The sequence below is a fragment of the Ruania halotolerans genome (assembly GCF_021049285.1).
GTDB lineage: Bacteria > Actinomycetota > Actinomycetes > Actinomycetales > Beutenbergiaceae > Ruania > Ruania halotolerans.
In genome coordinates, this window is record NZ_CP088017.1 from 634,965 (window position 1) to 648,182 (window position 13,218).

Consider the following 13,218-nt stretch of genomic DNA (forward strand, 5'->3'; position numbering starts at 1 on the left):
CGAATATCGGTATGCATCCCAACGAGGCCGGCGGCGCACCCGAGGTGGGTGGTGGTGTCCGGGGCGGGGCAGCTGCTCCGGACGTCGATGCTGTCTCGTTGAGCGAGCGGGTGCGTGCCGCGCGGGGTGCGGATCAGGTGTCGGCAGGGTGGTCGTTCGAGGCGTCGTGGTCGCAGGCGGCAGCGGTAGTGGCGGACGCCGGCGCGGATGCCGAGTTGCTCGAGCTTCTGGAGCAGGAGAGCGACGGCCCGACGACTCCGGATGAAGGGCTGCTGGTGGAGTTGGTCGCGGCCACGGATCGGATCCTCAACCATGCGTCAGCGCTGCAGGCCAGGTTCGTCGCGGACCTGATGGAGCGGCGGCGTGGCTCGGCGGGAGCGTCGCGCACCGCGGACGAGCTCGCTGCCCGGCTCGCCACGACGGGGTATTCGGCAGAGGTGCTGGTGGGGCGGGCGGAGGCTTTGGCGACTGCACCGGATGTGGCACACGCCCTGGATCGCGGTGTTCTGACACCCCGGAAGGCGGATCTGATCACTGACGCCACCGAAGGGCTGGAGCTGCCTCAGGCTCGTGCGGTGCAGGAGCACGCGGTGGCGTATGCGGAGCATCACACGGCGCCGCAGTTGCGGCGCGAGCTGGAGGCGGCGGTGCTGGCGGTGGACCCGGCCGGTGCGGAGCGCGAACACGAGAAGGCTTATGCGCGGCGACGGGTGATACGTGAGCCTGCTCGGCATGGGATGGAGTGGGTGAGCGCTCTCCTCAGTGCAGAGGCTGCTGCCAGTGCGTACACCGTGATCGATGGGTTGGCGGCGGATTGTGCGGCTGATGATGACCGGACGATCGATCAGCGTCGGGCAGATGTACTCGCGCACGTGTTCAAGGAGATTCTGGCGACGGGGGCGACCGCGGGTGGTACGCGGTTACCCGATCGGCACGGTCGGCGCCCGATCGTGCGGGTGTCGGTGACTGAGGCAGTGCTCGCTGGGGATGACGAGAGCCCGGCGGTGTTGCATGGGTACGGCCCGATCTCGGCTGCGACTGCGCGGCGCCTGGCGGCAGCGTCGACGAGTGAGCTGGCCGGTGTCGGCGAGAGAGTTTCTGGCGCGCCAGGTGGTGGGGAGAGAGTTCCTGCCTCGCCGGGTGGTGGGGAGCGAGGTTCTGGCTCGCCAGGAAGCGGTGTATCTACCTCTGGGCTGCTGGGCAGGACTGTGCCCGGTGGTGCGTTGTCGACGGAGGAGCCGTTCGTCGTGGACGGACGCACTCGTGGCTACGGCAGCCACGCTCGACATACGGGCCACGGCGGACGTAGTGGCGGTTCGAGTGGCGAGGGGGCGCTGTTCGATCCGATGAATGAGGTGTTGCCAGCTCGCCGGCCTCCGGGTGTTCCCGATGGTACGGATGCGGAGGTGCTGATCGAGTGGGTGCATCGGCGCCAGGTGTGCCTGGGCCTGGGCCTGGGCACTGGACGCACTCGCGGCACTGGCGGCACTGATGGCACAGGTTCTGGCGGCGGCGGCGGCGGCGGCAGCGGCAGCGGTGGTGGTGGCAGTGGCAGCGGCAGCGGCGGCGGTGGTGGCAGTGGCAGCGGCAGCGGCGGCGGTGGTGGCAGTGGTGGTGGCGCAGGTGGCAGTGGTGGTGATCGCGGGGATCCATGCGCCGTGGTGGCTGATGAACTCGCCCTGGTGGCGTGTGACTCGTATGCGCCCTCGCGGCGGTTGCGGGATCTGATCACCGAGCGGGATCAGACCTGTCGGTTTCCTGGGTGCCTGGTGCCCGCGTGGCGCTGCCAGCTCGATCACATCGTCTCCTTCGACCCGGAATTGCCGGCGTGGGCGCAGACGGTGGAGACGAATCTGCACCTGCTGTGCCGCCGGCATCATCAGGTCAAGACCGAGCGCGTCTTCGAAGTGGAGCGGGACGCGCGGACCGGTGTCACCACGTGGCGCACCCGTACCGGGCACGTCTATACCCGACTCCCCGAACGACTCGACCTGACCGCGTTCACCGCGCAGTTGCGCCGGAATGCTGCCACCGTGTGGACCGGGGAAATGGCCGACGATGTGCTGTGGCAGGACGAATTGCCCGAACCGGTGACGCCCCCGCGGCTGAGCCTGCTCAATGAACGCGACGTCCTCCTCGAACCCGAGGTCCTCCTCGAGCTCGACGTCCTCGACCGCGACATCCTCGAAGAGATTCGCAACCCGCCCGGGAAGGCTGCATAGGCGGCGGGACCCTGACGCCCACCGCGCGGGCGCTGATCGATCGGCCGGCGCCACTGGACGATCCCGGGTGATGCGGGAGGTAGGAGCAGGGTCCTTGACGAGAGATGGCTCAAAGGGAGTGGCAGGGGAGCGGGTCAGCGGAGTGGCTCAGGGGGGTGGCTCAGGGGAGCGGGTCAGCGGAGTGGCCCAGGGGGTGGCCCAGTGGAGTGGCTCAGGGGGGTGGCCCAGGGGGTGACTCAGGGGAGCGGGTCAGCGGAGTGGCCCAGCGGAGTAGCTCAGGGGAGGATGTCGATCCGACGCCACGCATCGTGCGTGGCGTCCTCCGCAGCCGCCCCGGTGTGGGTGGCAGCAGTGGGGCCGTCTGCCGTGAACCGTGTCTTCACCGGCGGGGTGTCGTCCGTGCCCGCCTGCCAGAAGTCCACCTGCCAGGGAGTGAGTTCGATGGTGGTCCACCCCGCCGGCCGGGGCAGGGGGTCCCGGGCTGCGGCGGCATCGAACCGCTCCCGGATAGCGTCGTTCGAGACTGCGAGATCCGGCGTTGGTGCTGACCCGGCCAGATCCTGATATGCCCAGGCAACGAGCTGCAGTTGCCGCGGCCGGGTGGGGTAGGCGGCCTCCGAGACCTCGGCGGGGAGCTCGCGTGCGGTGCCCGTCAGGATCACCTGGCGGCCGAGTGAGGGCCAGTGGAACACCGCAGCCACCCGCGGGTTCGCGGCGATGTCCTCGGACTTCGTCGTCGGGCTGGAGGTGTGGAACCGCAGCGCCATGCCGTCGATCTGGGTGACCAGCACTGTGCGGGCGTGCGGGGCGCCGTCGGCATCGGCGGTGGCCAAGGTCATCGTGCTGGGCAACGGCAGTCCGGCATCGTCTGCCTCGGCCACCCATCGGGCCAGGTTCGGCAGTGGCGGAGCGGCGAGAGTCTCAGGCATCAGGATCCGATCGGTGGTTTCGGGTCGTCTGGGGTGTGAATCACCAGCACGATGCTGGGCTCGGCGCCGTGCCGGCGGAATCGGTGCTCGGTCTCCCCTGGGTAGCCGATCGAATCGCGTGGGCCGAGCGTGACCAGGCGGTGGGTGCCGTCGGCATCAACGATCTCCACATCGATCGAACCGCTGACCACATAGAGCAGTTCGTGCCGGGTGTGCCGAAAGAACTCCTCGAACGCGGGCGGAGCGCCGAGGAACTCGGTCACGCCGGTGCCGCCCTTCGTCTGCATGAGCAGCCGTGCACCTCCGGTGGTCGCATCAACCTGCGGTGTGGCCGAGCTGCGCTGCAGGTCGTCCGTAGGCGGCTGTGCCGCCGCGAGCAGTTCCTGCTGTGTGGTCCCGAGCGCCTCGGCGATCTGGAACAGCGACCGCATCGACGGCCGAGCACGGCCGTGCTCAAGCTGGGAGAGGAACGGGTGCGACAGCCCGCTCGCGGCGCCCACTTGCACCAGCGTCATTCCGCGCTGCTTGCGGGCAGTTCGGATCGCCGCACCCAGCAGCACATCGGCGTCGGACTGCGGTTCGGTACGGGATTTCCGTGGCGTTCGCTTGCGTGTGGAGGGGGTCGAGGTCATGTTCACACACCCGGTTCTGATCGGTTACGTCGCCGAAACAGTGGCTGCTTACGTTGCTCAATGTTACCCACATCAACATTCGCCGGGAGGTGACATGCAGGTGCACAGCCTGAACAGGCCCCGCACGCCCGGGGCGCAGGACGGCCCTGAACGCAGCCGTGCCACAGAGGAGTCCGGCGGGCCCGCTGGTAGGTGGGCTCCTGCCTCGCTCTGGTTCGACGTCCGCGATCTTGGGAACGGCATCTACCTGGTCGCCGAACCCGGCCACGTGAATAGCTACCTCGTGCTCGGCCGAAAGCGTGCCCTGCTGGTGGACTCCGGGATGGGGATCGCCCCGATCTCTGAGGTGATCGCCGCACTGACCTCGCTCCCGGTGCTGGTGCTCGCCACGCACTCCCACACCGATCACCGCGGCGGCCACGCCGACCTCGCGGCCGCCCACCGAACCGGACGGATCGAGGTGGCCGGGTTTGCTGCGCACCCTGCCTCGGTGTTCCCCGACGCCGACCCCACCTTCCTTACCCGGTACGCCCGGGTGATGCGCGAGGTGGTGGCCGAACATCACACCCTGCGCGAGCTCGACGATCAGTCCTTCTTTGCTCTCACCGACCTGCCACGGATGCGCGACCTCCCCGATCTCACGGGCTGGTCCGTGCCGGGCGTTCCGATCACCGAACGAGTCGCTGACGGGCAGCTGATCGACCTCGGTGGGCGCACCATTCAGGTGATGCACACCCCTGGTCACGCACCGGACGCCGTCACCCTCTGGGAGCCTGCCACGGCCTCCCTGCTCACTGGTGACACCATCCTCAGTGCCGCGCACTGGTTGCAAGGTGACGACGCAGACCTGGCTGCGTTCGCCGACTCCACCGCGCGCCTGGCCGCACTCGGCGCCCGCCGGGCCCTGGTGGCACACAACTTGCGGGCCGAGTTGCCGGGCTCCCACGTTGCACGCGTGGCCGAGGCGGCAGCTCTGGTGCGCGACGGCGGTACACGCCCACGGCCAGCCCGTGACCTTCTCGGTGGGCCGGCCTGGCGCCATGAGACCGACGGAATCGTGGTGCTCACCGCACCCGCTGCGCGTCGGGGTGAGCGATGAACGCCATGATGCCTGTGGGGTCACCGTCGGGTGGCACCGACCTCGCCGGCATGCGCGTGGCGACGGTGCGCGGTGTCCGGCTGCTTGACGGCACCTTCGCGGATCTCACTCTTGCGGGAGGGACGATCGTCGCCGCGGAGCCGGCCGGTCTGCTCGAGTCAGGACAGCGCGCCGGACCGGCGGCGGGTCCGGGTGCCGGCGCGGTCCTGGGGGCCCCAGACCTGCGCACCACTGATCTGCGCACCACTGATCTGGGCCCCACTGGCCGGGGTGCCACGAGTCTGGACCCGTCGAGCTTGGACGCGACGACACTGAACGCGACCGACCTGGACGAGACCGGCCGGAACGCGACCGACCTCGACGCGACCGGCTGGCGCTACGTGCCCGCTGCCTCCGAACCCCACGCCCACCTCGACAAGGCCCTCACCGCACCGCGGATCCCTGCCGGCGCCGGGTATGACCTCGTCGGCGCGATCGAGGCATGGCGGGCCATCGTGCCGGCCATCGACGCAGGTGACATCACCACCCGGGCGAGGGCCGCCGTCGGGCGCTACCTCGCTCAGGGCATCACGACAGTGCGCACGCACGTGGACGCCCCGCTCACCGGCGATCCGCTGCGCGGGGTGGACGCGATGGTGGCGCTGCGGGAGGAGCTGCGCGGCACCCTCACCTTGCAGGTGTGCCTGCTCGCCGGGTCGTTGACGCCGGACGCGGTGGTAGCCGAGGCCGTTGCGCGGGGCATCGACGTGATCGGCGGGTGCCCGCACCTGGCCGACGATCCGCGGCACGAGACCGCCCGGATGCTCGACCTCGCCGAGCACACCGGCCTCCCGGTGGATCTGCACACCGACGAACAGGTGAGCCCGGATCCCGCGCACACGGCTGACATCATCGACCTCGCTCAACAGGTGATCGCCCGCGGGCTGATCCAGCGGGTCTCGGCGAGTCACTGTGTGCGGCTCGGGTCTTTGCCCCCGGACCGGCTCGCTCCGGTGCTCGAACTCGTGGCCCGTGCCCGGATCGGCATCATCACCCTCCCCATCACCAACCTGTATCTGCAGGCCTGGGACGCCACCCACCTCCCGCCGCGCGGACTCACCGCAGTGCGGCAGATCCTTGATGCCGGGATCGATCTGGCCGCCGGAGCGGACAACCTGCGCGACCCGTTCAACCCGGTGGGCCGGGCCGACCCGTTCGAGACCACGTCACTGCTCATCACCGCCGGGCACCTGCAGGCCGAGGAGGCACTCGCCGCCGTCACCACCTCCGCCCGCACCGTCCTCGGCCTCCCGCCTGTGGGCGCCGCACCCGGTGCGTCCGCCGACTTCATGCTCGTGCCCGATGCCGACCTCGGCGATGTGATCGCCGGCGGCACCACTGCCCGCGTGGTCGTCTCCGGCGGGCGGGTAGTCGCCGACACCCGAGTCCGGACTTCCCTGGATCACCCCGCACTGATGACCGAGCCCCACCATCCCGCCGCCTTGATCGGAAGGTGATCATGACCGCTCCACCCATCGCCACCCCTGATTCGATGACCCGCACCCTCGTACTCGACGGCGTCTCCAAGCAGTTCGATACCGGCACCGTCGCACTCACCGATGTGGACCTGCACCTACGTTCCGGGGACTTCGTCTCCGTGGTGGGGCCCTCCGGCTGCGGCAAGTCCACCCTGCTGCGGCTCGCCTCCGGTCTGGACCATGCCACCGCCGGAACCGTTGAAGTGAATGCGCACTCCACCAGCTACGTCTTCCAGGAGGCCACCCTGCTGGAGTGGCGCAGTGCCGCCAAGAACGTGGAGTTGGCCGGTGAGTTGCGCCGCCTCCCGCTCTCTGAACGCCGCACCCGCGCCCAGGAGGCGCTCGATCTGGTGGGACTGACCGGTTTCGAGAAGCAGTTCCCGCGCCAGCTCTCCGGCGGCATGCGGATGCGGGTTTCCATCGCCCGCGCCCTGGTCACCGAACCGGACCTCGCACTGTTCGACGAACCGTTCGGCGCACTGGACGAGATCACCCGGCTGCGGATGCAGACCGAGTTGCAGCGCATCTTTCAGCTGAAGCAGTTCGCCGGCCTGTTCATCACCCACTCGGTCTCCGAAGCCGTGTACCTGTCCAACCGGGTGATCGTGATGAGCGGCAGCCCGGGGAAGGTGGTGGCCGATATCCCGATCCCGTGGGACTACCCCCGGCCCCCGGAGCTGCGGTACTCAGCCGAGTTCGCCGCGCTCACCGGTGAGGTCTCCGCCGCACTGGGAGAGCACTCATGACCACCACGCACAGGACCGCGCCCACCGACCGCACGGCACCCGATGAGCACACCCGCGCCGAGTTGGAGTCGATCATCGTGACCACCAGGCCCACCGAGACGGAGGTCGAAGCGCATTCCGCACTCGGCGTGGCGTCCGAAACCAGCCCGGCCGAGAACGGTCGCCGCCCATGGTGGCGCATTATCGGCGCCAAGGCCGCGCCCATCGTGCTGGCCCTGGTCGGGATCGCCGCCGTCTGGTATCTCGTCTCTTCGGTGATCCTCCCGGAGAGCCAGCGGTTCCTGCTCCCGCCACCGCACGAGGCGTTCGGCAACACTTTCAGCAACCCTGTGGTGATGGGCCCGATGCTCGAGGCCCTGGGTCGCAGCGTCAGCGTCGCGATGATCGGCCTGGTGATCGCCGTGGTGCTCGGGATCTGCTACGCCACGCTGATGTCGTCCACCGGGTGGGCCGAACGCATCCTCTACCCCTACGCCGTGATCCTGCAGACCATCCCGATCCTGGCCCTGGTGCCGCTGATCGGCATCTGGTTCGGCTACGGCCTCGGCGCCCGGGTGATCGTGTGCGTGATCATCGCGCTCTTCCCGATGATCTCCAACACCCTGTTCGGGCTGCAATCGGCCAGCCCCGCCAGCCATGACGTGTTCACCCTGAACAAGGCCACGGCGCTGCAGCGGCTCACGAAGCTGAAGTTTCCCGCGGCACTGCCCGCCATCTTCACCGGATTGCGCAATGCCGCCGGGCTGTCGGTGATCGGCGCACTCGTGGGCGACTACTTCTTCCAGCAGGGCCCGGCGGGGATCGGCGGCCTGCTGCGCACGTACACGCTGCGCATTCAGATGGAGGCTCTGTTCAGCGCCATCGCCCTCACCGCCCTGTTCGGGGTGGCCGTCTTCACCCTCTTCGCGGTACTCGATCGCGTGGTCATCGGCCGCTGGTACGGCCAGCGCCAGTAGCCCCGCCCGACGGCGGCCCGTACGTCGTGGAGGTCCCTCACCCTGGCCCGCCTCACCCCGCGGCACCACACCCCGGTTTGCCTCACTCCGATTTGCCTCACCCTGATCTGCCCCACCCTCTGAGCACCGGTGCACCATCCCCCTCTCCCTCCTACTCCCTTCCTGGAAAGCGAGACCCTCATGAAGCGACACCTCCTCGTCACGGCCACCACCGCCGTCGGCCTCCTCGCCCTGACCGCCTGCGGCGGAAGCAGCGGCGGCGCCGAAGCCAATGACGATTCCGGCGACGTCGCCTCCGGCGCCACCGCGGCGGAGGCCGGTAGCGCTCTCGATCTGGCGGAGTTCTGCCCGGACACGGTGGTGATGCAGCAGGACTGGCAGCCCGAGGCCGAACATGGGTCGATGTACCAGCTGGTCGGCTCCGACTACACGATCGATACCGACAACAAGTCGGTGACTGGTTCGCTGATCGTGGGCGAGACCGACACCGGTGTGAACATCGAGGTGCGTCCCGGTGGGCCGAACGTCGGGTTCCAGGCAGTACCCGCCCTGATGTACCTGGATGAGGACATCACTCTCGGTGCGGTCAACACCGATGCGGCCATCGCCGCGCACGAGGCGCAACCCACGGTGGCGGTCGCCTCGCAGATGACGAACAGCCCGCAGATCCTCATGTGGGATCCGCAGACCTACCCTGGCGCGACCACCATCGAAGAGGTCACCAGTCAGGGGGCCGTGGTGGTCACCGCCGGTGATGTGATCCCCGCGCTGCTAGCCGAGACCGTCGGCTTCGACCTGGCGCAGTCCGACACCAGCTACGAGGGCACCCCGGCTCGGTTCGTCTCCGACACCACGATCATGCAGCAGGGCTTCGCCACCGCCGAGCCCTACATCTACGAGAACGAGATCAGCGAGTGGGGCCGCCCGGTGGGCTACCAGCTGATGAGCGAAGTGGGCTTCTCGGTCTACCCGGAGCCACTGGCCGTCCGGGCCGACAAGCTCGAGGAGCTCAGTCCGTGCCTGGAGCGCCTCGTGCCGATCATGCAGCAGTCCCAGATCGACTACCTGGCCGACCCGGAGCCCACGAACGAGCTGATCGTCGAGCTCGTGGAGGCCTACGACCTCTCCTGGACCTACTCCGCCGGGGTCGCGGCCTTCTCCGCGCAGGCCCAGCTGGATGAAGGGATCGTCACCGACGATCCGGCCTCGGGGGTGTTCGGCCAGCTCGACCCGGACCGGATGGCCGAGATCGTGGACACGTTCGCTCCGCTGCTCGAAGCGCAGGGCACCATCACCGACGCCGGAGCGGTCGACCCCGAGGCGCTCTACACGAACGAGTTCATCGACACCTCGATCTCGATGGGGCAGTGACGATGACAGAGCGCACCATCGCCGAGCGCACGGCACGCCTGGCCGAGCTCCTCGCACTCGAGCTGGGTCCGGATGCCGTTTCCACCGACCCCGAATTGGTCCGCAAGGTTTCCTCGGACTGGTCGAAGATGTCGCCGATCCTGGCCGAGAAAGTGCCTGCTGGGCGCTATCTCGCCGATCTGGTGGTGCGGCCCAGCGTTCCGGAGGAGGTGCCGGTGGTGCTCGCCCTCGCCTATGACGCCCGCGTCCCGGTCACCCCCCGGGGTGCCGGCACCGGCAACTACGGGCAGCTGACCCCCTTCGACGGCGGGATCACCCTGGACCTGCGGGGTCTGGACCACATCGCCGTGGAGGGCGATCTGGTCCGGGCCGGGGCGGGTGCCAAGCTCACCGCCATCGACATCGCGGGCCGGGCCGCCGGGCGCGATATCTGGATGTTCCCCTCCACCAAGGGCTCCACCATCGGCGGCTTCCTTGGTGGCGGCAGCGCCGGAACCGGCACGATCGAGCGCGGCACTACCGGTGATGGTTGGGTCGAGTCACTCACCGTGGCACCGATGGACGGCACCGGGTCCTCGTTCACGGTCCACGGGGAGGAGACGCAGGCCTACATCCACGCCTACGGCGTGACCGGAGTGATCACCGAGGCGGTCGTGCGCAGCGACCCCGCCCGGGAGTGGGTGGCGATGTACACCGCGCTGCCCACCTACGAGGCTCTGGTCGCCGTGCACCGGTCCCTCCTGGACCTGCCGGTCCTGCCGCGGCTGGCCTCCGGTGACGAGCCGGCGTTGGTGGCCACACTGCCCGCGGACGTCGAGCTGGACCCGGCGTCCTACAGTCTGCGGGTGATCGCCGAGGTCTCCACGGTCTCCGAGATCAGTCGTCGCGTCGTGGCCGCCGGGGGAGAGGTGGTCGGTGTGCTGGAGGACTACGCCGCCACCGACAAGCTCTCCTCCCAGTCCTACAACCACCCGATCTACTACTGGCAGCAGGCCGTCGGTGAGCCCACCTGCTTCCACCTGGAGACCGGCGGAACGGTCCTGTGGGACGACCCGGACGCCGTCCGGGGGGTGTACGGACCCAGCACCCGGCTGCACCTGGAGCTCATGGGCACGCAGCCACTGGCGATGGTGGTGGCCGATTTCCACAGCGAGGAGCAGGTGCTCGCCGGCATCCCCCTGCTGGAGGCGACCGGCCTGGGTGTGCACTCCCCGCACCAGTGGTACGTCGACCGCAACGTGGAGTTGGTGCTCGAGACCGTCAAGCGCACCGATCCGCTCGGCCTGCTCAACCCCGGCAAGCTCGACACCTCGCTTGCCCGCCCCGACACCCGCACCACGATCGGAGCCCGCTGATGCCCGCCCCCCGCTTCATCGACCTGACGTTCCCCGAGGTCGCCGAACTGCGCGAGGGCACGGTCGCGGTGCTGCCGCTCGGGGCGATCGAGCAGCACGGCCCGCACCTGCCGGTCTCCACCGACTACGTCACCGCCACCTCGGCTGCCGAAGCAGCGGTGGCCGAGGTGGCCGAGGCCGGCACGGCGCCAGTGGTTCTGCTGGAGGGCCTGGCCTACACGAAGTCCGACGAGCACCACTGGGCGCCGGGCACGATCTGGCTCTCCTGGGACACGCTGATGCGCACTCTGGTGGATATCGGGCGCTCGCTGCAGGCCTCGGGCATCACCCGGTTGCTGTTCGTGAACGGGCACGGTGGGAACTCCGCCCTCGGGCAGGTCGCCTGCCGGGAGCTGCGGCGCCAGTTCGGCCTGGCCACGTTCTTCGCCCACCTCTCCGTACCGGGCGATCAGGTAAGGGACGCCTCGAACCCGCACGAGCAGGGTCTCGGTATACACGGTGGTCACAGCGAGACGTCCCTCATGCTGCACCTGCGCCCGGAGCTGGTGAAGATGGACCGGGCCGTGCGGCGGGTGCCCGAACAGCTGAACGAGTACGAGTTGATCGGCTTCGGCAAGCCCGTCAGCTTCGGGTGGCTCTCGGACGACTTCGGGCCAGACGGACACATCGGCGACCCGACCACCGCCACTGCCGACGCCGGCAAGGTGCTCTTCGAGGCCGGGGTGCGGCGCCTGGCCGCCACCATCGTGGAGGCCAGCACGTTCCGGGTGCACGAGTCAGCGAGGGTCAGGGCTCGGTGAGCTCGACCAGATCGGCCTTCCGGATCTTCCCGTGCACCCCGCACACCTGGTCCACCACCTGCGAGACCGCGAAGTCCCCGGCCGCGGAGAGGTAGGCGTACGCGTGTGCGGTGTCCATGCCGCGCCCCACCAGCAGCGCCAGGGCTGAGCGCACACAGGCGCGCATCGCCTCATCCAGATCTGGATCGAGTCCCACGGGCACCAGCAGCTCCGGGGTCTGGGCCCAGATCATCGCCGGATGGGGCAGCGCCTGCGCCGCAATCACATCGAACCGCAGCCGCGCGCGCAACGGCGCCTCGAATGCGGTCAGCGCCACCTCCCCATCGCCCTGGGCGAAGTGCGGATCGCCCACGTACGCCAGCGCACCCTCCACCTGCACCGGCAGGTACAGCGTGGACCCGGCGGTGAGTACAGAGATGTCCAGGTTGCCGCCGTGCGGGCCGGGCGGCACCGAATGCGCGCGCTCCGACCCGGCTGTAGCCACGCCCATCGTGCCGAGGAACGGACGCAGCGGGAACCGCACCCGCGCAGACCCGGCAGCCCTGTCAGACCCGGCAGCCCCGTCAGACCCGGCAGCCCCGTCGGCGCGCGCCGCCATGCTGCCCCGCCCGTCCGGATCCACCCGGCACGGCACCGACACCACATCAGCCCCGTCGGCGGGCAATTCTGCTGGCAGCGCGCCGCGCCCGTGCCGGTTCGAGACCAGCCCGTAGTGGCACCGCAGCTCCAGGTCCAGCACCGTGATCGCGAGCACGTCACCGGGGCGCGCGCCGCGCACGTGCACCGGGCCGGTCACCACGTGCGGACCCTGCGTGGCCGGGTCGTGCGGCACTCGGGCGGCGATGGCGATGGCATCGGTCAGCACGCGATCCGTGGGGACGCCCAGTGCCCCGAAGTATGCGAGGGGATCGCGCCCCTGGTCTTCCAGGATGCCCTCGTGGGAGACGGTGTCGATCACCAGCTCACCGCCGCCGGCCACCTCCGCGACGGCCCGGTCACTCCCGCAGGGCAACTCACCCCAGAGCACGGTCCCCGGGGTGGCCGGCAGGTACCCCGGGGCCGGAGGGCGTGGCTGCAGGACGGGTGGGACGCCGTCGGGAATCACGCGGAGGCGCGCAGACCTGCGCAGAGCACCCCGGCATCCTCACCGGTCAGCGGGACCTGGGTGCCATCGGTGACCAGCTTCGCGAAGCCGCCGTCGTTGGCCATGATCGTGACCGTGTAGAGGTTCTCGGTGGCGGAGGTGTTGATGATCCGGTGCTCGGACCCCTCCTGCAAGATCAGCACATCGCCTGCGCGCAGCGGCACCACCTCGTCGTCGCTGTGGGCTTCGGCCTCACCGGCAAGCACCAGGAAGATCTCGGCGGACTCCTCATGTGAGTTGACCGGCTGAGCGCCGCCGGGTTCCCACACTTCAAGGAACACGCTGGTGTTCGTGCCGTGCTCGGGCCCGGCGAGCAGTGCGAGCTTGACCGTGTCCTGGGGGTCGATGTGGAAGGCGGGCAGGTCAGTGAGCTTACGAATCACGGGGGCGGCGCCAGTCATGGGGTGTCCTTTCGATCGATCCGCCGACGGCGGAGCGTGGGGTTGG

General features: G+C 69.4%; 12 protein-coding genes. 8 read left to right on the plus strand and 4 right to left on the minus strand.

Translation table 11 applies throughout. The features are described from left to right. Positions 1-11 precede the first annotated feature (11 nt). Positions 12-2,222, plus strand: a complete 2,211-nt coding sequence (locus LQF10_RS02695) for an HNH endonuclease signature motif containing protein (protein WP_231065965.1) — start codon at positions 12-14, stop codon at positions 2,220-2,222. A 275-nt stretch (positions 2,223-2,497) separates the two neighbouring features. Here LQF10_RS02695 and LQF10_RS02700 read toward each other — a convergent pair whose 3' ends face one another. Further along, a complete protein-coding gene (locus LQF10_RS02700) occupies positions 2,498-3,151 on the minus strand; it encodes a pyridoxine/pyridoxamine 5'-phosphate oxidase (protein ID WP_231065966.1) in 654 nt (217 codons plus the stop codon). After that, entirely contained in the window at positions 3,151-3,783 is a 633-nt protein-coding gene (locus LQF10_RS02705; protein ID WP_231065967.1) for a helix-turn-helix domain-containing protein, read from the minus strand. The genes LQF10_RS02700 and LQF10_RS02705 overlap by 1 nt, the downstream gene beginning before the upstream one ends. Positions 3,784-3,877: 94 nt before the next feature. On the opposite strand from LQF10_RS02705, the gene LQF10_RS02710 reads away from it, so the two are divergent. The 7 genes from LQF10_RS02710 (at position 3,878) to LQF10_RS02740 (ending at position 11,627) form a co-directional block, all read left to right on the plus strand. Then, the gene (locus LQF10_RS02710; RefSeq protein ID WP_231065968.1) at positions 3,878-4,882 is read left to right on the plus strand and encodes an MBL fold metallo-hydrolase; all 1,005 of its coding nucleotides are present in this window, start codon (positions 3,878-3,880) and stop codon (positions 4,880-4,882) included. Continuing rightward, positions 4,879-6,378, plus strand: a complete 1,500-nt coding sequence (locus tag LQF10_RS02715) for an amidohydrolase family protein (RefSeq protein WP_231065969.1) — start codon at positions 4,879-4,881, stop codon at positions 6,376-6,378. The genes LQF10_RS02710 and LQF10_RS02715 overlap by 4 nt, the downstream gene beginning before the upstream one ends. Before the next feature lie 2 nt (positions 6,379-6,380). Continuing rightward, on the plus strand, positions 6,381-7,145 hold the full coding sequence (locus LQF10_RS02720) for an ABC transporter ATP-binding protein (protein ID WP_231065970.1): 765 nt from the start codon (positions 6,381-6,383) through the stop codon (positions 7,143-7,145). Then, the gene (locus LQF10_RS02725) at positions 7,142-8,101 is read left to right on the plus strand and encodes an ABC transporter permease (RefSeq protein ID WP_231065971.1); all 960 of its coding nucleotides are present in this window, start codon (positions 7,142-7,144) and stop codon (positions 8,099-8,101) included. Before LQF10_RS02720 ends, LQF10_RS02725 begins: the two co-directional genes overlap by 4 nt. Before the next feature lie 180 nt (positions 8,102-8,281). Continuing rightward, entirely contained in the window at positions 8,282-9,472 is a 1,191-nt protein-coding gene (locus LQF10_RS02730; protein WP_231065972.1) for a hypothetical protein, read from the plus strand. A gap of 2 nt (positions 9,473-9,474) precedes the next feature. Further along, positions 9,475-10,827: an FAD-binding oxidoreductase gene (locus tag LQF10_RS02735; RefSeq protein WP_231065973.1), complete on the plus strand. Its 1,353-nt coding sequence runs from the start codon at positions 9,475-9,477 to the stop codon at positions 10,825-10,827. Further along, a complete protein-coding gene (locus tag LQF10_RS02740; RefSeq protein ID WP_231065974.1) occupies positions 10,827-11,627 on the plus strand; it encodes a creatininase family protein in 801 nt (266 codons plus the stop codon). Before LQF10_RS02735 ends, LQF10_RS02740 begins: the two co-directional genes overlap by 1 nt. On the opposite strand, the gene LQF10_RS02745 is transcribed toward LQF10_RS02740, so the two are convergent. Next, the gene (locus tag LQF10_RS02745) at positions 11,614-12,732 is read right to left on the minus strand and encodes an acetamidase/formamidase family protein (protein ID WP_231065975.1); all 1,119 of its coding nucleotides are present in this window, start codon (positions 12,730-12,732) and stop codon (positions 11,614-11,616) included. The two genes, LQF10_RS02740 and LQF10_RS02745, sit on opposite strands and share 14 nt — an antisense overlap. Next, positions 12,729-13,172, minus strand: a complete 444-nt coding sequence (locus LQF10_RS02750) for a cupin domain-containing protein (RefSeq protein ID WP_231065976.1) — start codon at positions 13,170-13,172, stop codon at positions 12,729-12,731. The genes LQF10_RS02745 and LQF10_RS02750 overlap by 4 nt, the downstream gene beginning before the upstream one ends. Positions 13,173-13,218: the final 46 nt, after the last annotated feature.

What these genes read in the sequence shown, in the direction of transcription:
- LQF10_RS02695 (WP_231065965.1), top strand. Translation starts at nt 12, where the DNA reads ATGCATCCCAACGAGGCCGGCGGCGCACCCGAGGTGGGTGGTGGTGTC.
- LQF10_RS02700 (WP_231065966.1), bottom strand. Translation starts at nt 3,151, where the DNA reads ATGCCTGAGACTCTCGCCGCTCCGCCACTGCCGAACCTGGCCCGATGG.
- LQF10_RS02705 (WP_231065967.1), bottom strand. Translation starts at nt 3,783, where the DNA reads ATGACCTCGACCCCCTCCACACGCAAGCGAACGCCACGGAAATCCCGT.
- LQF10_RS02710 (WP_231065968.1), top strand. Translation starts at nt 3,878, where the DNA reads ATGCAGGTGCACAGCCTGAACAGGCCCCGCACGCCCGGGGCGCAGGAC.
- LQF10_RS02715 (WP_231065969.1), top strand. Translation starts at nt 4,879, where the DNA reads ATGAACGCCATGATGCCTGTGGGGTCACCGTCGGGTGGCACCGACCTC.
- LQF10_RS02720 (WP_231065970.1), top strand. Translation starts at nt 6,381, where the DNA reads ATGACCGCTCCACCCATCGCCACCCCTGATTCGATGACCCGCACCCTC.
- LQF10_RS02725 (WP_231065971.1), top strand. Translation starts at nt 7,142, where the DNA reads ATGACCACCACGCACAGGACCGCGCCCACCGACCGCACGGCACCCGAT.
- LQF10_RS02730 (WP_231065972.1), top strand. Translation starts at nt 8,282, where the DNA reads ATGAAGCGACACCTCCTCGTCACGGCCACCACCGCCGTCGGCCTCCTC.
- LQF10_RS02735 (WP_231065973.1), top strand. Translation starts at nt 9,475, where the DNA reads ATGACAGAGCGCACCATCGCCGAGCGCACGGCACGCCTGGCCGAGCTC.
- LQF10_RS02740 (WP_231065974.1), top strand. Translation starts at nt 10,827, where the DNA reads ATGCCCGCCCCCCGCTTCATCGACCTGACGTTCCCCGAGGTCGCCGAA.
- LQF10_RS02750 (WP_231065976.1), bottom strand. Translation starts at nt 13,172, where the DNA reads ATGACTGGCGCCGCCCCCGTGATTCGTAAGCTCACTGACCTGCCCGCC.